Origin of the sequence: Rhizobium leguminosarum, from assembly GCF_001679785.1 — a bacterium.
In the GTDB taxonomy this organism is placed as follows: domain Bacteria; phylum Pseudomonadota; class Alphaproteobacteria; order Rhizobiales; family Rhizobiaceae; genus Rhizobium; species Rhizobium leguminosarum_R.
Genome location: NZ_CP016286.1, coordinates 1,746,989 through 1,766,343, shown reverse-complemented (window position 1 = coordinate 1,766,343; position 19,355 = coordinate 1,746,989). Strand labels below are relative to the sequence as shown.

Genomic DNA, 19,355 nt, shown 5'->3' with positions numbered 1-19,355 from the left:
TGTTTCGGCTTTTCATTTTCCGTGATGATTTTGACTTTCGTTTGCCAGGCGAGCCGTGTAAACAGCACATCGAACGCAATATCAGGAGCTGGCGGCGCATGGATGCCCGCGAAATGAAGATCAAGGCCGCCGAGGCCGCACTCGCCCATGTCGAAAGCGGGATGCGTCTCGGGATCGGCACCGGCAGCACGGCGGAAGAATTCGTTCGCCTGCTGGCGGAGAAGGTCGCGGGCGGTTTCAGGGTCGAAGGCGTTCCGACGTCCGAACGAACCGCGCGGCTCTGTGTCGAACTCGGCGTGCCGCTGAAGTCGCTCGACGAACTGCCGGCACTCGACCTGACGATCGATGGCGCCGACGAGGTCGATCAGGCGCTCAGGCTGATCAAAGGCGGCGGCGGCGCACTGTTGCGAGAAAAGATCGTCGCGGCCGCCTCCGAGCGAATGATCGTCATTGCCGACGAGAGCAAGCTGGTGGAAACGCTCGGCGCCTTCGCGCTGCCGATCGAGGTCAATCCATTCGGGCTCGTCTCGACGCGGATCGCCATCGAAAAGGTCGCGGCACGGCTCGGTCTTTCCGGTGAACTCGATCTGCGCCAGTCGGGTGACGGAGAGTTTACCACGGATGGCGGTCATCACATCATCGACGCATCTTTTGGCCGCATTCCTGATGCAGAGGCGCTTTCGAGCGAGCTGAATTCCATACCCGGCGTCGTCGAACACGGGCTCTTTATCAATATGGCGGCACTTGCGATCATTGCCGGTCCTGCGGGTGCGCGCACGCTGCAGGCAAACAGATAACAGGAGCATATACTCATGATGAACATTGCAGGTCTTGGCCGTCTCGCCGCTGCGACCGTCGTTCTTTCCGGGCTTGCCTTCGGCTCCGCCGCCAATGCGCAGGAGGTCTCCGAAGAGCAACTGAAGGCTTCCCGCGCGGCGATCGACGCCATCGGCGCCACTGCCCAGTTCGACAACATCCTGCCCGGTCTTGCCGAGCGCCTGAAGGCCGGCCTGATCCAGGATTCGCCCAATTACCAGGACGTTATTTCGTCGACAGTCGACGCGCAGGCGCTGGCGCTGGCGCCGCGCCGCGGCGATCTGGAGAAGGAGGCGGCACTCACCTATGCCAAGACCTTCACCGTCGACGAGCTGAAGGCGATCGCCGACTTCTATAATTCCGACGTCGGCAAGAAGCTGCTGCGCGATGGCCCGGTCGCCTCGCGCGAGACAGCGAAGGCTGCCGACATCTGGGCGCAGGGCATTTCCCGCGACCTGGAAAAGCAGAGCAACGCCGAGCTTTCCAAGGTCATCAAGGCGCCGCCGCCGGCAACCGACAGCCCGACCGCTCCGGCACCGGCTGCCCAGCAGTAAGGCCTGCCCCCCTCAAATTTGCGAAAGCCCGGCATCGTCCGGGCTTTTTTGATATGATGCGGCAAATGCCGTTGGCGAGGCTTCAGGTGACTGCAGACATGTCCGATCATGATAAGGCCGTCCGAGTGCGGATATCCGGCAAGGTCCAGGGTGTCGGTTTTCGCTATTGGACGCGCGACGAGGCGGTCCGGCTCGGTTTGACGGGCTGGGTTCGCAATGAAGAGGACGGGGCGGTCGTCGCAGTGATCGCAGGACCCGACACCGCCATCACGACAATGATCGAGCGTTTCAGGCGCGGGCCTTTGGGGGCGTCGGTTTCGGGCGTCGAGACGGAAGCAGCCCAGCTTGAGAAGAAGCCGTCGGAATTCCGCATTAGCCGCTGACAGCAGCAATCGCTAGGCAGATTCAATTGCCAACGCATATGCGCCGCAACTCAGCCCCTATGGGTTGGGGTTCTTTGCAAGTTGCCACACACCCTCCTCATCCGGCTCCACGCGCTTGTTGCCGCGATAGAAGATCGGCAGTCTCGTCTTCTTGTCGATCGAAAAGCGGCTCGGCGTGTATTTTTCATGCTCGTGGCCCTGAATGGCGAGGCCGAGCGCTTCCTTGAATTTGCCAGCCTTGCACAGGTTGCTGAAGAGAGTTTGATCCATCTTTTGCTCCGCAATTCTTTTCCGTCCCATGGATTGCCTGCCAGCCTCGGCCGACCGGGTCAACCGCAAACGGTGACTGGTCAACCGGAATGGAGATTCGGCGATGGGAACCGGATGACGCAGGAGCGGGCTTTTGTTTTCATGACGATCGCCCTTATATCAGGAACATCCTTCCTGCGATTCCCTTCCGGAGCTCCTCATGTCTTCCTACGACTACGACCTCTTCGTCATCGGCGGCGGTTCCGGAGGCGTGCGCGGCGCCCGTGTCGCAGCATCGCTCGGCAAGAAGGTGGCGATCGCCGAGGAATACCGCTACGGCGGCACCTGCGTCATCCGCGGCTGCGTGCCGAAGAAGCTCTTCGTTTATGCCTCGCAGTTCCACGAGCATTTCGAGGATGCGGCAGGTTTTGGCTGGACGGTCGGCGAAAGCAGCTTCGACTGGAAGAAGCTGGTGGCAGCCAAGGATGTCGAAATCGCCCGGCTTGAAGGTCTCTACAAGAAGGGGCTCGCCGGCGCCAATGCCGAGATCCTGGAAACGCGCGCGGAACTCGTCGACGCCCATACCGTCCGGCTGCTGAAGACCGGACATACGGTGACGGCAAAGACGATCCTGATCGCCACCGGCGGGCGGCCGAACCCGCATGCAGCCCTTCCCGGTCATGAGCTCTGCGTCTCTTCCAACGAGGCCTTTCATCTCGAAGAGCTGCCGAAATCGATCGTGATATCAGGCGGCGGCTATATCGCCGTCGAGTTCGCCAATATCTTCCATGGGCTCGGAGTCGAGACGACGCTGATCTATCGCGGCGCCGAGATCCTGTCGCGCTTCGACGAGGATCTGAGGCGCGGGCTGCACGAGGCGATGGCCGCAAAGGGCATCCGCATCCTCTGCCACGATACGCTGCAGAAGGTTTCGAAAGGCGAGGACGGGCTCATTCTGGAGACGCTGAACAACGGCACGCTGCAAGCCGGCGTGGTCATGCTGGCGCTCGGGCGCGATCCGAACACCGAAGGCCTCGGCCTCGATGCGGCCGGCGTCGCCGTCGACGAGCGCGGCGCCGTTATCGTCGATGAATATTCCCGCACCAATGTCGAAAACATCTACGCGCTCGGCGATGTCACCAATCGGGTACAGCTGACGCCGGTGGCGATCCACGAGGCGATGTGCTTCATCGAGACCGAGTACAAGAACAATCCGACCCGGCCGGACTACGAGCTGATCCCGACCGCCGTCTTCTCGCAGCCTGAGATCGGCACCGTCGGCCTTTCGGAAGAGGAGGCGGGCAAGCGCTATTCCGAACTCGAGGTCTACCGCGCCCAGTTCCGGCCGCTGAAGGCCACTCTTTCCGGCCGCGCCGAGCGGATGATCATGAAGCTGATCGTCGATGCGGCGAGCCGCAAGGTGGTGGGCGCCCATATTCTCGGCCACGATGCCGGCGAGATGGCGCAGCTGCTCGGCATCACGCTGAAGGCCGGCTGCACCAAGGACGATTTCGACCGGACAATGGCGCTGCACCCAACGGCCGCCGAAGAGCTCGTCACCATGTATGCGCCGAGCTATCGGATCCGCGACGGCAAGCGGCTTTGAGCCGTGACCGGCTTTTGCCCTGCATGTCGTTGACCCGGAACCGCTGCACATTTCCGGGCGACATGCATTAGAGCGCTGTGCATCCTTTCGGACGCACAAAGGACGCTCTAACTTTTTGAACGACGCATTGTGCTTTCCGAAAATCGACTTCGTTTTCGGGTCGATGCGCTAGCTGGTGATGCGCGGCGAGCGGATAACCTTGAGGAAAAGCGCCTTCATCGCATCGGTGATACCTTCGGTCGGCGTTACTTCGAAATAGAAGCCGGGCGAAGCGCATGCCTGCATCTTCGTCGGGATCTCGCTCTGGAAGGGGCTGATCCATTTGTTGTACCAAGCGTTGCTCGGCAGCGGCAGATAGGTTGTGTAGAGCACGGCGATCTTGACACCGCGATCCTTCAGCGGCTTGCAGAAGGAGGTGTCGATCGGTTCCTGACAGCGGCCGCCGGTCGTCTTCTTGGTGCATGTCGACGGCTTGTAGCTGTCGCCGACGCCATCGGAAACGAAGAACAGGATCTTTTCGGGGCTGATATTCGACGTGCCGTCGCCGGCCGGATCGATGATGGTATTCATCTGGGTCAGGGCGCTATCGAAGCTCGTGAGCTGATCCTGGTTGTAGTTCTGGTAGGGAATGGTCATCAGGTCGACTGTGTCGGTGTAATTCTTCACCTTCGTCAGGTCGGATGTGGGGCTGGAGATCGTCGTCAGCTTTGCGTCCTCGGCTTTGGTGCCGAAAGTATAGACGCCCATGCGGAACTGGTCGCTGCTGACGCGTTCGGTCTTGGCCGTATCGGTGAGCGCCTGGGTTGCCTGGCGCACCACGTCGATGCGCATGGCGACGCTGAGACCCTTGGCGATGGTGTAGTTGTTGGTGCTCTGGTCCATCTGATGGCAGGCGAAGGCGCAGCCTGTTTTGGCCTGCAGCTTGGAAACATCGTTCGCGGTTGCGCCGACGCCCATGGAAGGCGTGTTGTCGAGCAGGATGTAGAAATCCATGAAGGCGGCGGTTTGATATTCGGCAGTCGCCGCACCCGAGATCGTGATCGAGTCCCGGCCCAGGATGCGCATGAAGGTGGTGGGCACGGTCGCGCTGAAGGAAACCTGCGAATTCAGCTTGTTGGCGGTCTTGGTGACATTAATGCCGAGATCGATATGAACGTCGGTCAGCTCCCCGGACATTTGAGACATGAAAATATTGCGGGCGTCGTCCTTGCCGAGCGAGATCGTGCCGTTGCCGCTCATGGTCATCGCGGCTGCGACCGCGCCGGATTTTTCCGCGATCGAACCGACGGCGGCGGCATCGGCAGCGGCGTAAAGCTGTGTCCTCAAGCTGAGCGCGTGGGCGAAATCCACCGCCATGCCGGCCGTACCGAAGAGCGGCACCACCAGCAGTGCCGTCATGATGCCGAAATTGCCCGAGCGGTCCGATATGAAACCGGGCGGAAGGATTGCCATGCCATGTCCCCGAAATTGAAACTCTTTCCGGTTCTACATTGAAAGTCTAAAATATAGGAAAATTGACATGGTATATGCTGGTTTAACTAGAGCAGGGCGGGCGGCGGCGGCGAGGCGACAACTCTCGGCGAATGGTCTTTGCAAGCCTGACCTAAAGGTCTATAAGCCGCCGTATATTGAGGGCATCCTGAGGTATGGATGTGAGAACAGGTGAGTGAGATGGCAGACAATTGGACCCCGAGCAGCTGGCGGCAAAAACCGATCCTGCAGGTTCCCGAATATCCCGACGCAGCCGCTTTGGCGGCAACGGAAGCCACGCTCGCCAGCTATCCGCCGCTTGTCTTTGCAGGTGAAGCGCGCCGCCTGAAGAAGCATCTCGCCAATGTCGCCGAAGGCAACGGTTTCCTGCTGCAGGGCGGCGACTGCGCCGAGAGCTTCGCCGAACACGGCGCCGATAATATCCGCGACTTCTTCCGCGCCTTCCTGCAGATGGCCGTGGTGCTGACCTTCGGCGCGCAGCTGCCGGTCGTCAAGGTCGGCCGCATCGCCGGCCAGTTCGCCAAGCCGCGTTCGTCAAATGTCGAGAAGCAGGGCGATGTGACGCTGCCGGCCTATCGCGGCGACATCATCAACGGCATCGAATTCACCGAGGAGTCGCGCATTCCGAATCCGGAACGCCAGGCCATGGCCTATCGCCAGTCGGCTGCGACGCTGAACCTGCTGCGCGCCTTTGCGATGGGCGGTTATGCCAATCTCGAAAACGTGCATCAGTGGATGCTCGGCTTCGTCAAGGACAGCCCGCAGGGCGAGCGCTACCGCAAGCTTGCCGACCGCATCAGCGAAACCATGGATTTCATGAAGGCGATCGGCATCACCTCGGAAAACCATCCGAGCCTGCGCGAGACCGATTTCTTCACCAGCCACGAGGCGCTGCTGCTCGGCTATGAGGAGGCGCTGACCCGCGTGGATTCCACGTCGGGCGACTGGTATGCAACGTCGGGCCACATGATCTGGATCGGCGACCGCACGCGCCAGGCCGACCATGCGCATGTCGAATATTGCCGCGGCATCAAGAACCCGATCGGCCTGAAATGCGGCCCGTCGCTGCAGGCCGACGACCTGCTGCAACTGATCGACATCCTGAATCCTGCCAACGAGGCCGGGCGCCTGACGCTGATCTGCCGCTTCGGCCATGAGAAGGTCGCCGACAGCCTGCCGAAGCTCATTCGCGCCGTCGAGCGCGAGGGCCGAAAGGTCGTCTGGTCCTGCGATCCGATGCACGGCAACACGATCACGCTCAACAACTACAAGACCCGTCCCTTCGAGCGGATCCTGTCGGAAGTCGAAAGCTTCTTCCAGATCCACCGCGCCGAAGGCTCGCATCCGGGTGGCATCCATATCGAGATGACCGGCAAGGACGTGACCGAGTGCACCGGGGGCGCCCGCGCGGTTTCCGCAGAAGACTTGCAGGACCGCTACCACACCCATTGCGACCCGCGCCTTAACGCCGACCAGGCACTCGAACTGGCTTTCCTGCTTGCCGAGCGCATGAAGGGCGGCCGCGACGAAAAGCGGATGGTCGCCAACGGCTGAGAGCCTGAAATGAATGAAGAAAAGCCCGGTTCGCCGGGCTTTTTATTGACAGGCCTCGCTCTTTGCTCGACGTCATCCTCGGCCTTGTGCCGGGGATCTGCTGCGCCGGCTGCAGATGCTCGGGACAAGCCCGAGCATGACGAAAGAGGAGTTGGTCGACTTGTTAGCAGCCCGGCGAACCGCCGGGCTTTTGTTATCGTGCACCCGCACCAGACGCTCAGATGCTAGCCTGGACGCTGTGCAGATTGGCGTAGACGCCGTTTTGCGCCATGAGCTCGTCATGAGTGCCCTGTTCGACAATGCCATCAGCCGTTAGGACCAGGATGCGGTCGGCATGGCGGACGGTCGACAGACGGTGGGCGATGACCAGGGTGGTTCGGCCGTTTGCCAGGCTGAGCAGCGCCTGCTGCACGGCCCGTTCGCTCTCGTTGTCGAGCGCGCTGGTCGCCTCATCGAAGATCAGGATCTCCGGATTCTTGAGGAAGGCGCGGGCGATGGTGATGCGCTGGCGCTGGCCGCCCGAGAGCTTGACGCCGCGTTGGCCGATATCGGTGTCATAGCCATGGGGCAGGGCGATGATGAAGTCGTGCGCATTGGCGGCGCGCGCGGCGGCTTCCAGCTCGGCGTCGGTGGCGTCGGGCCGGCCATAACGCAGGTTTTCCGCCACCGTGCCGGCAAACAGGTAGACATCCTGTTGCACCACCCCGACATGGCGCCGGAGCGAGGCCAGTGTCATATCGCGGATATCGATGCCATCGATCCGGATCGCCCCGGCCTCGACATCGTAGAAACGCGGTATCAGCGCGCAAAGCGTGCTCTTGCCAACCCCTGACGGGCCGACCAGAGCGACGAACTCACCGGGGGCGATGGTGAGCGACAGCTGCTCGAGCACGCGCGGGCCATCGGCCTCGTAACCGAAGGCGACGTTGGAAAAACTGATCTCTCCCCTTGGCGCCGGCATCAGCCGCGCGGCCGGCCGATCGGTGATATCGGGGGCGATCTCGAGGATCTCCATGGCCCTGACAAAGCCAGTGTAGCCCTCCTGCCAGAGGCGCACGAAATTCGCCAGCCGCTGCACGGGATCGACCAGCACGGCGACGCAGAGCAGGAAGGTCAGCATATCAGGCACGGTCAGCTCCGCCGCCAGGATGCGCAGGCCGCCGCCGATGATCACCAATATGGTGACGAGTTGGGCGAAGGTTTCGGTGCCGACCGAAAACCAGGCTTCGCTGCGGTAGCCCTCGGCGCGGCTGTGCAGGAAGCGTCGGTTCTGCTCGGCGAAGCGTTCCTTCTCCAGCGCCTCGTTGGCAAAGGACTGGACGACGCGAATGCCCGCAAGAGCGTCCTCCACCCGCTCGTTGACGGCGGCGATCTGCCGTTTGCTGGCTTCGAGCGCGCGGTTCATGCGCCGGTTGAAATAGAGCGCATAAGCCACTGCCACCGGGGTGAGTAGCAGGATCAGGGTTGCCAACGGTGGATCGATGAAAAACAGCACTAGCATGGCGCCGCCGTATTTGAGTACGGCGATGGAAAGATCCTCGGGGCCATGATGAAAGAGCTCACCCAGCCACAGGCTATCATTGGTGATGCGGCTCATCAGCTGGCCGGTGCGCTGGCGGTCGTAGAAGCTGAATGAGAGCTTCTGGCAATGCTCGAACAGTTCTTGCCGCACCGTCGCCTCGATGCGGGCGCCCATCACGTGGCCGCGATAATCGACGAAGAAGATCGCGGCGATCTGGACCGCGAGAACGGCCAGCATGACGCCGCCCATCGCAAGGATCTGTGCGAAGGACTGCGGCGCGTCGGGCAGAGTGAGAAGACGGCTGGTGACGACGTTGGCGCAGAGCGGCAGGGCAACCGCCGTGCCGGCGACGAGGATGGCGCACAGCAGATCCGCCAGCAGCAGCGGCAGATGCGGGCGATAGTAGGCGAGGAACTTGCGCATGCGCAACCGGCGCCGGCCGCGGTCGGCGGCATTCGGGTCGTCGCGGAAGAAGTTCAGGAAGGGGTTATGGCGTCGCGAGCTTTTCCTCGCGCGGGAGAACGGAATGTTCATGAAGCTGAATGTCCTTGTGGGGGATGTTTCCTTTCTGTTTGGACAGGGTCGCTCTCATGTCAGTCTCCCGAGGATTAATTGAACCGTTAGTATCGCCGACAACCGCGCATGATTCAATGCGGCGACGGGATGAGGCTGGCGGTGTTGTCGACAGGCAACAGGTTCCAGGCGCAATTTCCGGCCGGGCAGCGGCGATACGGCCTTATTGTACGAGCACCGATTGCTGGCAGCGCACATCGGTGACGCGCACGTCGGCATCGCCGATCTTGACGCCGAGCAGCGTCAGAAGGTTGAAGAGCAGCTCATCGAGCGGCGTGGTCAGGCCCGAGAGCGTATCGGCGACGGCACCCTGCACCACCGTCTTCGACAGGCCGATGCCGAGGCCGAGAATGGAGACCTGGATATCGGTCTCCTTGATCAGCGACCCCAAGGCCGAGGTCAGCGTATCCTTGGTCGAGACGTTCTTGATCGTTTTTGCCGCGATGTCGGCCGGCTGGAAGGTCAGCTTGCTCTTGCTGAGATTGGTCACGTTGACATGGGCGAGGCCCGAGACACTGAGCAGAATCGCATCGATCAGCTTGGCACGGGTGACGCGTGGCGCGCTGCCGAAATTGACGAAGGCGTTGGGATCGACGTCGCCGAGCGACAGTTCCGCGACGCCAGGCACGACATCGACGCCGACGCTGGCGTTCTTGGCGCCGCCGCCGAGACAGGAAATGCTTGCAAGCCCGGCCTCGGCATGGGCGACTTCGAGGTAGAGGGGCACGCGCACCTTCAGCCCGGCGAGGGAGTTGGCGCCGAGCACCGACGCTTCGAGCGCCAGGCGCACTTGCGCCGTGCGGACGGTGGCGCCAACGGCGCCGATCCCGTTCGAGGCTGCACCCTTCGGCATCTCGCCGATCGCAAGCGTCAGCTTGACCGTGGCAAGCCCGGGCACGGAGCCGCCGAGATTGGCGGTGACCTGCTTCTTCTGGTTCGCCGCAACGGCTGCCGCCGAGACGATATCCATCACGCTCGCCTCTGCCGAGAGCTGGGAGCCGCTACCGATGGCGCGCTCGCCGATCGGGCCGAGGTTGAAGAGATCCTCGAGCCTGATCTTGACCTGCGTTGTACCAAGCGCCTTTTCGATCGTATCGAGCGCCCTGGTGACCGTGAGTGTGAGACCGGCCGACTTGCCGAGCGTCTTCAGCAGGCGCGGATAGGAGATGTCGGTTGCCAGCAGCTCGTCATAGGTGCCGGCGGTGAGGTTGAGATCGGTCGCCAGCATATCGAGGAAGGGGAGCAGCTTGATATCGGCTGATGTGAGTGCCTCGTAATCGGCGACCTTCAGCGAGAGGCTGGTGCCGAGCAGGCTGCCGAGCAGCGAGTTCAGCACGCCGCCATTGAGGCTTGCCAGCCGCGAGCCGATGGAGAAGGCAGCAAGCTTGGAAGCCGAGGCGGTGCCGACCGCCCTGAGGTTGGGAGCGGCGGCAAAGGCGGTGGCGAAGATCAGTTTCGCCTTCTGGTTGATGCCGACCTTCACAGCGTCATAGGGTTGGGCGCCGGCGGCAAAACGGCTGCCGAGCGGCACCGAGGCATCGGCGAGATAGGTGCCGGGGATGAAGTCGGCGACGGCGTCGAATTGCGTGAGGTCTGATGTCAGCGGCAATGTGCCGTTCTTCGTCGCATAAGCCGTGTCGGTGCGGACGGCGATGTTGAGGCCGTTTTGGTCGAAATTGGCGACGAGGTTGTCGGCGGCGTGGTTGATGTCGGCGGCGGCAACGATAGCGCCGATATCGCTCAGTTGCTGCAGGCGCCGCTGCTGGAGCGTCATCATGCCGTAGTCGACGCCGAGACCAAGCGAATAGAGGATGAGGGGAGCTGAGAGCGCTGCCATGATGGCGATATTGCCTGACGCATTAGTGGCGATGCGCCGCAAGCGCTCATTGAATACCCGCATCTCACAGGCCCCCCATTCGGATGGTCGCGAAATGGCGGATCACATGGTCGGGCAGGGGAAAGGTGTAGAGGTCCCAGATCGGCAGGTTGACGGTGTCATATTCCGCCGTCACGGTGAACTGGTTGGCATTGCCTGGGTCGGTGGTGACGGTGATGTGGAGCTTGTTCTTTTCGAGTAGCGGATGGTCGATGGTGGACTGGTTGACGAAATCATTGACCAGCTGCGACCGCTCCTGGCTGGTCACGCCGGCAACGGCAGTGCGCGCCGCATCGGCGGTCAGCTGCTGCACGGCATGGGATGCGCTCAGATAGATGCCGTAGGCGATCATCGTCAGGACCACCAGGAGGAAGAGCGGCGCGACGATGGCGAATTCGATTGCTGCGGCGCCACGTTCGTTCGAAGGGAGACGTTGGAGAATTTTCATCTTTCACCTCTCATGCCGACCGTTCTGGATAACGATCATCGGTTGCGACTCTAGGGCCGCAAAGGTTAATTTTGAATTATCTAATAAACGTATTAGATGTATTAGAATGTTATGAAATTAATTACATTATCGAAAAATCATAATTTTCCGCGTTGTTATTCTTCTGATGCAACCCATGGTAAATTCCGGTGCCTGTAGGGGAGATGCGCGAATAAGGGGCTGCCGCGTCCCGCACTACGCCGATGTCTCGCTGTGATGCGCACGGGGCCTGCGGCCTTCAAGATTCCTGATGGTTCGTTCAGGGAAATGGATTTGACGCCGGAGGAGATCGGCGGCAACGTTCCCTCGGAAACAGAGGGGCGACGATGACCGAGCGACATACAGGCGGCTGCCTTTGCGGTGCCGTGCGATTTTCAAGTACGGCAAAGCCAGGACCGGTCGTCGGCTGCCATTGCTCGCAATGCCGCCGGCAGACGGGGCTTTATTACGCCGCGGTCAACGTGGCGCGCGCGGCGCTTTCGGTGGAAGGCGCCGAGGCGGTCCGCTGGTACAGGTCGAGCGAGGAGGCGCAGCGCGGCTTCTGCTCGAATTGCGGCTCCGCGCTGTTCTGGCAGGCGGACGGATCGGCGGAGATTTCGGTCATGGCAGGCGCCTTCGATACACCGAGCGGCCTTGCCTTCGGCCATCATATCTACTGCGCCGACAAGGGCGATTTCTACGAGATATCGGACGGCCTGCCGCAATATGCGGTGAATCCGACTTAAAGGGCGTCGCGCGACGCCCTTTAAGTCTTTATCTGATGCATGTCGTTGTCCCAAAACCGCTGCACACTTTTGGGCGACATGCATTAGCCCTTGGCGGCGAGCGCGGCTGTGAGGCGGGCCACGTCCTCGCGCAGCCCCGTCAGCTCGGTCAGCACGTGCATGTCGATCTTCTGGTGTAGGGAGAGCACTTCGAGCTCGGCCTTGAGATTGACCTCATAATCCTTGGCGGCTTCGAAGCGGTCGCGCTCGGCCTGGCGGTTCTGCGACATCATGATGATCGGCGCCTGGATGGCGGCGAGCATCGACAGGATGAGATTCAGGAAGACGAAGGGATAGGGGTCGAAGGCGCCGCTCACCAGAATGATGGTGTTGATCACCGTCCAGGCGACGAGGAAGACGAAGAAGGCGATGATGAAGGACCAGGAGCCGCCGATGCGGGCGATGCTGTCGGCGATGCGCTCGCCGAAGGAGGCGTCGGCTGAGAAGGCGGCGTTGACGTCGGTCGAGATGACCTTGCGTTCGTGCGCTTTCGCCAGCACGCGCCTTTCGACGTCGCCGAGTTCATCCGCCGGCTTGTCGAAATGATGGTGCACGAAATTCGAAAGATTAGACATTGCCTGTTTCCGATGCCGGTTATCGATGCGGTCGCTTTCGGCGCCAGTATTCCGCTCCGGAGGTAAATTGCAATGCGTATAGGTGCCGCGCGGGGGCACGCGCGATCCGTTCATAAAAATTTCGTCGTCGCGAGGTGCCGCTTTCGGCCCGAACGTGTTGCGGTCGTGAAAGGTGCAGGCTAAATAAATGACATGACACAGGAAAACGCTCTTTCTGATATCTTTCGCATCGCCATCGGCCAGCTCAACCCGACGGTCGGCGATGTCGCCGGCAATCTCGCCAAGGCGCGTGAGGCGCGCGCCGATGCTGCCCGCGAGGGCGCGCATCTGCTCGTCCTGACCGAGCTTTTCATCTCCGGTTATCCGCCGGAGGATCTGGTGCTGAAGCCCGCCTTCATCCGCGCCTGCTGGAAGGCGGTCGAGAATCTCGCGGCCGACACCGCCGATGGCGGACCGGGCGTGATCATCGGCTTTCCCCGGCAGGACAAGACCGGGCGCTACAATTCGGTCGCCGTGCTCAACGCCGGCAAGGTGATCGCGGTGCGCGACAAGATCGATCTGCCGAACTATGGCGAGTTCGACGAGAAGCGCGTCTTCGACCAGGGCGCCATGCCGGGGCCGGTGAATTTCCGCGGCGTGCGCATCGGCATTCCGATCTGCGAGGATATCTGGGGCGATCTCGGCGTCTGCGAGACGCTGGCCGAAAGCGGGGCCGAGATCCTGCTGTCGCCGAACGGTTCGCCCTATTACCGCGGCAAGGTTGATATCCGCCACCAAGTGGTGCTGAAGCAGGTGATCGAGACCGGCCTGCCGCTGATCTATGCCGCCCAGCTTGGCGGCCAGGACGAACTCGTCTTCGACGGTGCGAGCTTCGGCTTCAATGCCGACAAGTCGCTCGCCTTCCAGATGAGTCAGTTCGAAACGGCGCTGGCGGTGACGACGTGGAAGCGCGGCGACAGCGGCTGGCATTGCGCCGAAGGACCGATGGCGCATATCCCTGAAAGCGAAGAGGCCGATTACCGCGCCTGCCTGCTCGGCTTTCGCGACTACGTCAACAAGAACGGCTTCAAGACCGTGGTGCTCGGCCTTTCCGGCGGCATCGATTCGGCGATCTGCGCGGCAATCGCCGTCGATGCGCTCGGTGAGGAGCGGGTGCGCACCGTCATGCTGCCCTACCGCTATACTTCCGAGGATTCGTTGAAGGATGCGGCCGATTGCGCCAAGGCGCTCGGCTGCCGCTATGACATCGTACCGATCGAGCAGCCGGTGACGGGCTTCAGCAGCGCGCTGGCGAGTCTTTTCGAAGGCACGGATAGCGGCATCACCGAAGAGAACCTGCAGAGCCGGGCGCGAGGGGTCATTCTGATGGCCATCTCCAACAAGTTCGGCTCGATGGTGGTGACGACGGGCAACAAGTCGGAAATGTCGGTCGGCTACGCCACGCTTTACGGCGACATGAACGGCGGCTTCAACCCGATCAAGGACCTCTACAAGATGCAGGTCTATGCGCTTTCCCGCTGGCGTAACGAAAACATGCCGCCGGACGCGCTAGGCCCCTCCGGCGAGGTAATCCCGCAGAATATCATCGACAAGGCGCCTTCGGCCGAGCTTCGTCCTGACCAGAAGGACCAGGATTCGCTGCCGCCCTATCCCGTGCTCGACGATATTCTCGAATGCCTGGTGGAGAAGGAGATGGCGGTCGAGGAGATCGTCGCGCGCGGCCATGATGTTGCGACCGTTCACCGGGTCGAGCATCTGCTCTATCTCGCCGAATACAAGCGCCGGCAATCGGCGCCGGGCGTAAAGATCACCAAGAAGAATTTCGGCCGCGACCGGCGCTATCCGATCACCAACCGGTTCAGGGATCGCTGACGCAATCGAGATCGCTGACGCAATCGAGATCGCTGACGCAATCGAGATCGCTGACGGCATCAAGCTTTTCGGGAGGAAACATGCGCAGCTCGGTTGAGATCTATAATGTCAGGACGGGCAGGGCCCGCGAGGTCTGGCAAACGGACAGGCTGGTGGAGGCGCCGAACTTCTCGCCTGATGGTTCCTACCTGCTCTTGAACGGCGACGGGCTGCTTTACCGGTTGCCGCTCGATGGCGGGGAGGTGGTCAAGGTCGATACCGGCTTTGCCGTCAACTGCAACAATGATCACGGCATTTCGCCCGATGGCACTGAGATCGTCATTTCCGACAAGACCGAATTCGGCAAGTCGGCGATCTATATCCTGCCGATCGAAGGCGGCATGCCGCGGCTCATCACCCCGAACCTGCCATCCTACTGGCATGGCTGGTCGCCGGACGGGCGCCAGCTCGCCTATTGCGGCATCCGCGACGACCTCTTCGATATCTACACCATCTCCGTCGACGGCGGCGAGGAGACGCGGCTGACGCATGGCGAGGGCCGCAACGACGGGCCGGACTGGTCGGCGGATGGCCAGTGGATCTATTTTAACTCCAGCCGCACCGGGCTGATGCAGATCTGGCGCATCCATCCCGACGGCACCGGGCTCGAGCAGGTGACTTCGGACAATCAGGGCAATTGGTTCGCCCATCCGTCGCCCAACAACGACATGGTGCTGCTCCTCTCCTATGACCCATCGGTGTTTGACCATCCGCGCGACCTCGACGTGCGGCTGCGGCTGATGGATATGGACGGCGGCAATCTGAAGACGCTCTTCGAGCTTTTCGGGGGGCAGGGCACGATCAACGTGCCCTGCTGGTCTCCTGATGGCGAGGAATTCGCCTATGTCAGGTATTTTCCGGTGAGATCTTGAGACTGGCGCACCGCCATTTTATGATGGGGTGGTGGGTATTTGATGATATCGAGAGACCGCCTACTCGAACACTTTGCTTGGAATCGTTTCAGAAACGGGCTGTCTTTTAACGCCAGCGGCGGCCACCAGCCAGAACAGTCCACCAGCAGCAAAGCCGAATACAGCTGTCACTGCGAGCGATTTGACGGTCTCTAGCAATCCCCACCATGTCATCATGCCGTTTTGGTAAGTGATGTGGTCACCAGCATAAGCCTCGTCAGGGCCGAAAAATGCAACTAGGCACATCCAGGGGAAGGTCGCAACAAAGGCTCCAACCATCGCGCAATTTGCAAGGGGCGGCCCTACACGTCGCCTGAAGTATAGCAATGGAATCCCCAACACAGCAGTTGGCGGATACGCACCAATGAGCGCGATGGCCTGAGTTGTTCGGATAACGCGCTCGGTCATATCCGGCAGGCCCTGATACGGTGGGCTGTAAACAGCGTATGCGAAGGAGGCGATTTAGGGAACTACGATCAACGCAATCGCTACTCTCCACCAAGGTGGAGATGGAAGAGTTTTTACAGGCATGCGTCCCCTATCGAAAAAGTTTATTCGGCAGGATTGCACGTCACAGTGTGCGTAACAACGTCGCGCCCGGCCTCATCTTCGAATTGCTGATGCGCACGCTTTTGAGGGGTGGGTGATTGGGGGCTCCCAAGTTTGATTGCAGTTGCTGCCTCCAGTTCCGTGTAACTTGCAGAAGCGGACGGGGTATTCTATTTCAAGATGAGCTGTGGCATTTATTCATCTTCCTAATTGTGGGGGAAATATTGTGACCTGAATATCAGTGCTATTCTGGCTGGTAACGACTGGTCGCCCACTGCTCCAACCCGCTCTTTTGGCATCCGCGAACATGAGGATGAACCTGGAGGTATAGACTTGCTGGCTGTCTTGAGATGCGCGTGGACGCTGCGTGGTTTCACGGTCGCCGGCTCCTTGGTGGCAATGGGTTTCACGCTCGCAGGATGTTCATATCTTTTTGTCCGTGGCGTCGAGGGAAGCTACCTCGCAACGGGTACTCCGGTGCTCGGAAAGGTGACTGCGAGGAACGAGAGTGAGGAGATGGGGGGGACGATTGAGATCGGCTCGGCCGACAGGCAGCAATGCAAGGGTCGCTACAGCGTATCGCAGGTGAAGACGAATTTCTGGAAGCTTGAGACCGGCGAGCGAACCTACCGCGGGAAGATCTACTGTCTGGATGGTCGAGCAGGGGCGTTTGAACTCATATCGAAGGATAAGGGGAAAACCGGCTCGATTACCGGCGAAATCAATGGCGAGGCATTTCAACTCGATATGTTCGAATCGAAGAGCCGTGAGTGCATGACGGAAGAATGCAGATGGGGCTTGAAATGGACTTACGAAAAAGAGCGCGACGACATGCGTACCTATTACAGGGTCGCGACTGAACACGAGCCCGATTCAATGCATCCATGGCTCTATTAAATCTACTCCTATTCCGCGTGCCGGTGATCCGGTCCCGAGCTCCGCCCATGATGGCGGGGCGGTGGGTTAGTAACCCCACGCTGCTTGGGGATCGGCGACTTCGCGGATGATTGGACGAGAAATCTGATATTGGCCTTGGTTCCAACCAGCCCACTGGTACCGACAGCAGCGCCATAGTAATTGTTATAGCCGACCTGGCTGTCGGCAATTGCGGCGAACTTAGCCCCCATCGCGAGCGGCATTGCGGCCAGCGCCACGAATGCGACGACAGGCCCGAGCACCGGCGTAGTGGTGACGATCGATTGAGCACCGTTGATAGTCGTCTCCACAAGACGAAGTATTTTCCGACCAAGCCGGCTCCGACGATAAATGACGTGCCCGCGAAATATGCGCCTGTGTCGGCCCATCTGGTCGCTCCATCATCAGACACCTGCATTTGGCGGCTGTGGCTCGTTGGGATGAATGGGCATGAACTGGCGGTCACAGTCAACGGCAGTGTCGCCATCGGCGTACCCGTGAGATAACCGGGTTGCCCCCACCGCCCTGTAATGGGCGGCGGGTTTCTGCCCGCTGCGTTTAATGCTGACTATCAGGCTGCGACGGCTGCCTTGCGCCGGGCGCGGGCGGATGTCGCCAGGTCTTCCAGTACCGCGACCGACATGTCCCAGTCGATGCAGCCGTCGGTGATGGACTGGCCGTAAACCAGCGGCTTGCCGGGAACGAGGTCCTGGCGGCCGGCAACGAGGTTGCTTTCGATCATCATGCCCTTGATGTCGTTGTTGCCGGCGGCAATCTGCGCTGCCACGGATTTGACAACGAGCGGCTGGTTCATCGGGTCCTTGCCGCTGTTGGCGTGGCTGGCATCGATGAGGATGCGCGGGGCGACGCCGAGCCTGACGGCTTCGCCGGTCACCGCTTCGACATCGGCCGCTTCATAGTTCGGCCGTTTGCCGCCGCGCAGGATGATGTGGCAGTCCTCATTGCCCGTCGTCGAAGCGATCGCCGCCTGGCCGTCCTTGGTCACCGCCGGAAAGTGATGCGGCTGCGAGGCGGCGAGAATCGCATCGAGCGCCACACGCACGCCGCCGTCGGTACCGTTCTTGAAGCCGATCGGGCAGGAAAGGCCGGAGGCAAGCTGACGATGGACCTGGCTTTCGGTGGTGCGCGCGCCGATCGCACCCCAGCTGACGAGATCGGCAATATATTGCGGCGTGATCGTGTCGAGGAATTCGACGCCGGCCGGAAGACCCATCGCATTGATGTCGAGCAGCAGGCGTCTCGCAATCCTCAACCCTTCCTCGATGCGGTAGCTGCCGTCGAGATGCGGATCGTTCATCAGGCCCTTCCAGCCGACGGTCGTGCGGGGTTTTTCGAAATAGACGCGCATGACGATCTCGAGATCGCCGGCGAAGCGACGCCGCTGCTCTTCCAGCCGCGCGGCGTACTCCCGGGCGGCGACAGGGTCGTGGATGGAGCAGGGGCCGATGACGACGATCAGGCGATCGTCCTCGCCCTGGAGAATCTTGTGGATCGCATCACGATTGCTGGTCACGGTCTCGGTGACAGCGGGATTGCGGTGGATTTCCGCAATGATATCGGCGGGTTTGGTCAGCGGGGTGATCTCGACGATACGCAGATCATCAATGGTATCAGACACGGTATGGCTCCTGTTTGGTCATACCCGCGCGGAACAAAAAAGCCGCCAGGTAGACTAGCGGCTGTTCGGGTTGTCGTCGCGTCGAATTCAGTTACGCATGGACCCGTATCCGCTGGGAGCAGCGGTACCAATAAAATCCCGAGGCGTAGGTTGACGTGATCGACATCAGGCGTGTGTAGCGCCAAGACCAGGCATTGTCACGTAGAATTTGCCGCCTGAAAAGCTGATGCTCTTGCGGGGCACCATACCCCCGAGGAGGGCACGTCGCACTCGATTTCGCTCATGCAACGTCTTGCAAGTCTTTGTTTATGCATATCGCCCGAACCGTGCATGCTCCGGGCGATATGCGTTTTCATTGCTTTCGAATGTCGTTCCGGAGATCAGAGAGCGTCGACGTTCACACCGACGGTAATGGCGCCGATCGGCGTTCCCTTGTCGTCGGAAATCGTCACACTTGCCTGCGACTGCAGCGTCTGGGTCGACTCATCCTTTTCGATCTCGTCCACGAAGACGGCGTCCTTGCCGGCGCCGAAAGACTTCTGGAACTTGCCCTCGTCGCCCTGCCAGTAATCCGATGTTGTGTCGCTTTGACCGACATTCAGCCCCTTTGCATCCATGACGAAGATTTCGGTGATCTTGCCGCCGGAAGCTTCCTTCTTTCCCTGAAGGAATTTCGACAGGGCGTTGTTAAGCACGCCGTCGATCATCGAGTGGTCGGAGCCATCGACTTCGGCACGCCACTTCTTGTCGAGGGCGTCGACATCGGCTGCGCTGAGATTGGCGTTGGCAGTGTTCTGCACTTTGACAGCCTCGATGATGGCGGGGTCGTTGAGCCAGGGCTTGACGTCGCTCGTCACGTAGTCGGAGATCGGGGCAAGCTTGGCATCCTGCGCCATGGATACGCCGATCGGCACGGCAAATGCGGTGCAGGCCAAAAGAAATGCGGGCACGATTTTCTTCATAAGTGTTTCCTTCCGATT

19 protein-coding genes are annotated in these 19,355 nt (G+C 60.8%); 9 read left to right on the top strand and 10 right to left on the bottom strand.

Translation table 11 applies throughout. The features are described from left to right. Positions 1–98 precede the first annotated feature (98 nt). From rpiA to BA011_RS08850, 3 genes are all read left to right on the top strand, one after another. A complete protein-coding gene (rpiA, locus tag BA011_RS08860; RefSeq protein ID WP_003540249.1) occupies positions 99–797 on the top strand; it encodes a ribose-5-phosphate isomerase RpiA in 699 nt (232 codons plus the stop codon). 15 nt (positions 798–812) lie between these two features. After that, the gene (locus BA011_RS08855; RefSeq protein WP_065280165.1) at positions 813–1,370 is read left to right on the top strand and encodes a DUF2059 domain-containing protein; all 558 of its coding nucleotides are present in this window, start codon (positions 813–815) and stop codon (positions 1,368–1,370) included. A gap of 98 nt (positions 1,371–1,468) precedes the next feature. Next, entirely contained in the window at positions 1,469–1,753 is a 285-nt protein-coding gene (locus tag BA011_RS08850; protein WP_065282464.1) for an acylphosphatase, read from the top strand. A 57-nt stretch (positions 1,754–1,810) separates the two neighbouring features. On the opposite strand, the gene BA011_RS08845 is transcribed toward BA011_RS08850, so the two are convergent. Beyond that, positions 1,811–2,023, bottom strand: coding sequence for a hypothetical protein (locus BA011_RS08845; RefSeq protein WP_026159907.1), 213 nt, complete (start codon positions 2,021–2,023; stop codon positions 1,811–1,813). 199 nt (positions 2,024–2,222) lie between these two features. Between BA011_RS08845 and gor the strand changes: the two genes are divergently transcribed. Beyond that, positions 2,223–3,608: a glutathione-disulfide reductase gene (gene gor, locus BA011_RS08840; RefSeq protein ID WP_065280164.1), complete on the top strand. Its 1,386-nt coding sequence runs from the start codon at positions 2,223–2,225 to the stop codon at positions 3,606–3,608. A 168-nt stretch (positions 3,609–3,776) separates the two neighbouring features. Here the strand turns inward: gor and BA011_RS08835 are convergent, their stop codons facing one another. Continuing rightward, complete coding sequence (locus tag BA011_RS08835; protein ID WP_065280163.1) at positions 3,777–5,060, bottom strand: pilus assembly protein TadG-related protein; 1,284 nt, start codon at positions 5,058–5,060, stop codon at positions 3,777–3,779. A gap of 219 nt (positions 5,061–5,279) precedes the next feature. Between BA011_RS08835 and BA011_RS08830 the strand changes: the two genes are divergently transcribed. After that, positions 5,280–6,653 (top strand): class II 3-deoxy-7-phosphoheptulonate synthase, encoded by a 1,374-nt coding sequence (locus BA011_RS08830; protein ID WP_029875504.1) that lies wholly within the window; start codon positions 5,280–5,282, stop codon positions 6,651–6,653. 217 nt (positions 6,654–6,870) lie between these two features. Here BA011_RS08830 and BA011_RS08825 read toward each other — a convergent pair whose 3' ends face one another. The 3 genes from BA011_RS08825 to BA011_RS08815 form a co-directional block, all read right to left on the bottom strand. Then, positions 6,871–8,709 carry an ABC transporter ATP-binding protein gene (locus BA011_RS08825; protein ID WP_065280162.1) on the bottom strand — a complete coding sequence of 613 codons (1,839 nt, stop codon included), beginning with the start codon at positions 8,707–8,709 and terminating at the stop codon, positions 6,871–6,873. Between the two features lie 202 nt (positions 8,710–8,911). Then, a complete protein-coding gene (locus BA011_RS08820) occupies positions 8,912–10,648 on the bottom strand; it encodes a pilus assembly protein TadG-related protein (protein WP_065280161.1) in 1,737 nt (578 codons plus the stop codon). Position 10,649: 1 nt separating this feature from the next. Continuing rightward, positions 10,650–11,072, bottom strand: coding sequence for a TadE/TadG family type IV pilus assembly protein (locus BA011_RS08815; protein WP_065280160.1), 423 nt, complete (start codon positions 11,070–11,072; stop codon positions 10,650–10,652). Between the two features lie 365 nt (positions 11,073–11,437). Between BA011_RS08815 and BA011_RS08810 the strand changes: the two genes are divergently transcribed. Beyond that, the gene (locus tag BA011_RS08810) at positions 11,438–11,836 is read left to right on the top strand and encodes a GFA family protein (RefSeq protein WP_065280159.1); all 399 of its coding nucleotides are present in this window, start codon (positions 11,438–11,440) and stop codon (positions 11,834–11,836) included. Between the two features lie 83 nt (positions 11,837–11,919). Here BA011_RS08810 and BA011_RS08805 read toward each other — a convergent pair whose 3' ends face one another. Continuing rightward, the gene (locus BA011_RS08805; RefSeq protein ID WP_065282463.1) at positions 11,920–12,450 is read right to left on the bottom strand and encodes a DUF1003 domain-containing protein; all 531 of its coding nucleotides are present in this window, start codon (positions 12,448–12,450) and stop codon (positions 11,920–11,922) included. A gap of 192 nt (positions 12,451–12,642) precedes the next feature. Between BA011_RS08805 and BA011_RS08800 the strand changes: the two genes are divergently transcribed. Together BA011_RS08800 and BA011_RS08795 are read left to right on the top strand one after the other, a co-directional pair. Beyond that, the gene (locus tag BA011_RS08800) at positions 12,643–14,322 is read left to right on the top strand and encodes an NAD+ synthase (RefSeq protein ID WP_065280158.1); all 1,680 of its coding nucleotides are present in this window, start codon (positions 12,643–12,645) and stop codon (positions 14,320–14,322) included. A gap of 80 nt (positions 14,323–14,402) precedes the next feature. Beyond that, positions 14,403–15,233 carry a TolB family protein gene (locus BA011_RS08795; protein ID WP_065280157.1) on the top strand — a complete coding sequence of 277 codons (831 nt, stop codon included), beginning with the start codon at positions 14,403–14,405 and terminating at the stop codon, positions 15,231–15,233. A gap of 60 nt (positions 15,234–15,293) precedes the next feature. Here the strand turns inward: BA011_RS08795 and BA011_RS08790 are convergent, their stop codons facing one another. After that, complete coding sequence (locus BA011_RS08790) at positions 15,294–15,680, bottom strand: hypothetical protein (RefSeq protein ID WP_237352606.1); 387 nt, start codon at positions 15,678–15,680, stop codon at positions 15,294–15,296. A 474-nt stretch (positions 15,681–16,154) separates the two neighbouring features. Between BA011_RS08790 and BA011_RS08785 the strand changes: the two genes are divergently transcribed. Next, positions 16,155–16,718, top strand: a complete 564-nt coding sequence (locus BA011_RS08785; protein ID WP_065280156.1) for a hypothetical protein — start codon at positions 16,155–16,157, stop codon at positions 16,716–16,718. An 8-nt stretch (positions 16,719–16,726) separates the two neighbouring features. On the opposite strand, the gene BA011_RS08780 is transcribed toward BA011_RS08785, so the two are convergent. The 3 genes from BA011_RS08780 to BA011_RS08770 form a co-directional block, all read right to left on the bottom strand. Beyond that, positions 16,727–17,047: a hypothetical protein gene (locus BA011_RS08780; protein ID WP_065280155.1), complete on the bottom strand. Its 321-nt coding sequence runs from the start codon at positions 17,045–17,047 to the stop codon at positions 16,727–16,729. Between the two features lie 260 nt (positions 17,048–17,307). After that, positions 17,308–18,375, bottom strand: coding sequence for a 3-deoxy-7-phosphoheptulonate synthase (locus BA011_RS08775; RefSeq protein WP_065280154.1), 1,068 nt, complete (start codon positions 18,373–18,375; stop codon positions 17,308–17,310). 380 nt (positions 18,376–18,755) lie between these two features. Next, positions 18,756–19,337, bottom strand: a complete 582-nt coding sequence (locus BA011_RS08770; protein WP_065280153.1) for a hypothetical protein — start codon at positions 19,335–19,337, stop codon at positions 18,756–18,758. Positions 19,338–19,355 lie beyond the last annotated feature (18 nt).

Coding starts and splice junctions, on each gene's coding strand:
- BA011_RS08825 (WP_065280162.1), bottom strand. CDS start 8,709: ATGAACATTCCGTTCTCCCGCGCGAGGAAAAGCTCGCGACGCCATAAC.
- BA011_RS08845 (WP_026159907.1), bottom strand. CDS start 2,023: ATGGATCAAACTCTCTTCAGCAACCTGTGCAAGGCTGGCAAATTCAAG.
- BA011_RS08795 (WP_065280157.1), top strand. CDS start 14,403: ATGCGCAGCTCGGTTGAGATCTATAATGTCAGGACGGGCAGGGCCCGC.
- gor (WP_065280164.1), top strand. CDS start 2,223: ATGTCTTCCTACGACTACGACCTCTTCGTCATCGGCGGCGGTTCCGGA.
- BA011_RS08770 (WP_065280153.1), bottom strand. CDS start 19,337: ATGAAGAAAATCGTGCCCGCATTTCTTTTGGCCTGCACCGCATTTGCC.
- BA011_RS08790 (WP_237352606.1), bottom strand. CDS start 15,680: ATGACCGAGCGCGTTATCCGAACAACTCAGGCCATCGCGCTCATTGGT.
- BA011_RS08830 (WP_029875504.1), top strand. CDS start 5,280: ATGGCAGACAATTGGACCCCGAGCAGCTGGCGGCAAAAACCGATCCTG.
- BA011_RS08835 (WP_065280163.1), bottom strand. CDS start 5,060: ATGGCAATCCTTCCGCCCGGTTTCATATCGGACCGCTCGGGCAATTTC.
- BA011_RS08850 (WP_065282464.1), top strand. CDS start 1,469: ATGTCCGATCATGATAAGGCCGTCCGAGTGCGGATATCCGGCAAGGTC.
- BA011_RS08805 (WP_065282463.1), bottom strand. CDS start 12,450: ATGTCTAATCTTTCGAATTTCGTGCACCATCATTTCGACAAGCCGGCG.
- BA011_RS08820 (WP_065280161.1), bottom strand. CDS start 10,648: ATGCGGGTATTCAATGAGCGCTTGCGGCGCATCGCCACTAATGCGTCA.
- BA011_RS08800 (WP_065280158.1), top strand. CDS start 12,643: ATGACACAGGAAAACGCTCTTTCTGATATCTTTCGCATCGCCATCGGC.
- BA011_RS08815 (WP_065280160.1), bottom strand. CDS start 11,072: ATGAAAATTCTCCAACGTCTCCCTTCGAACGAACGTGGCGCCGCAGCA.
- BA011_RS08855 (WP_065280165.1), top strand. CDS start 813: ATGATGAACATTGCAGGTCTTGGCCGTCTCGCCGCTGCGACCGTCGTT.
- rpiA (WP_003540249.1), top strand. CDS start 99: ATGGATGCCCGCGAAATGAAGATCAAGGCCGCCGAGGCCGCACTCGCC.
- BA011_RS08810 (WP_065280159.1), top strand. CDS start 11,438: ATGACCGAGCGACATACAGGCGGCTGCCTTTGCGGTGCCGTGCGATTT.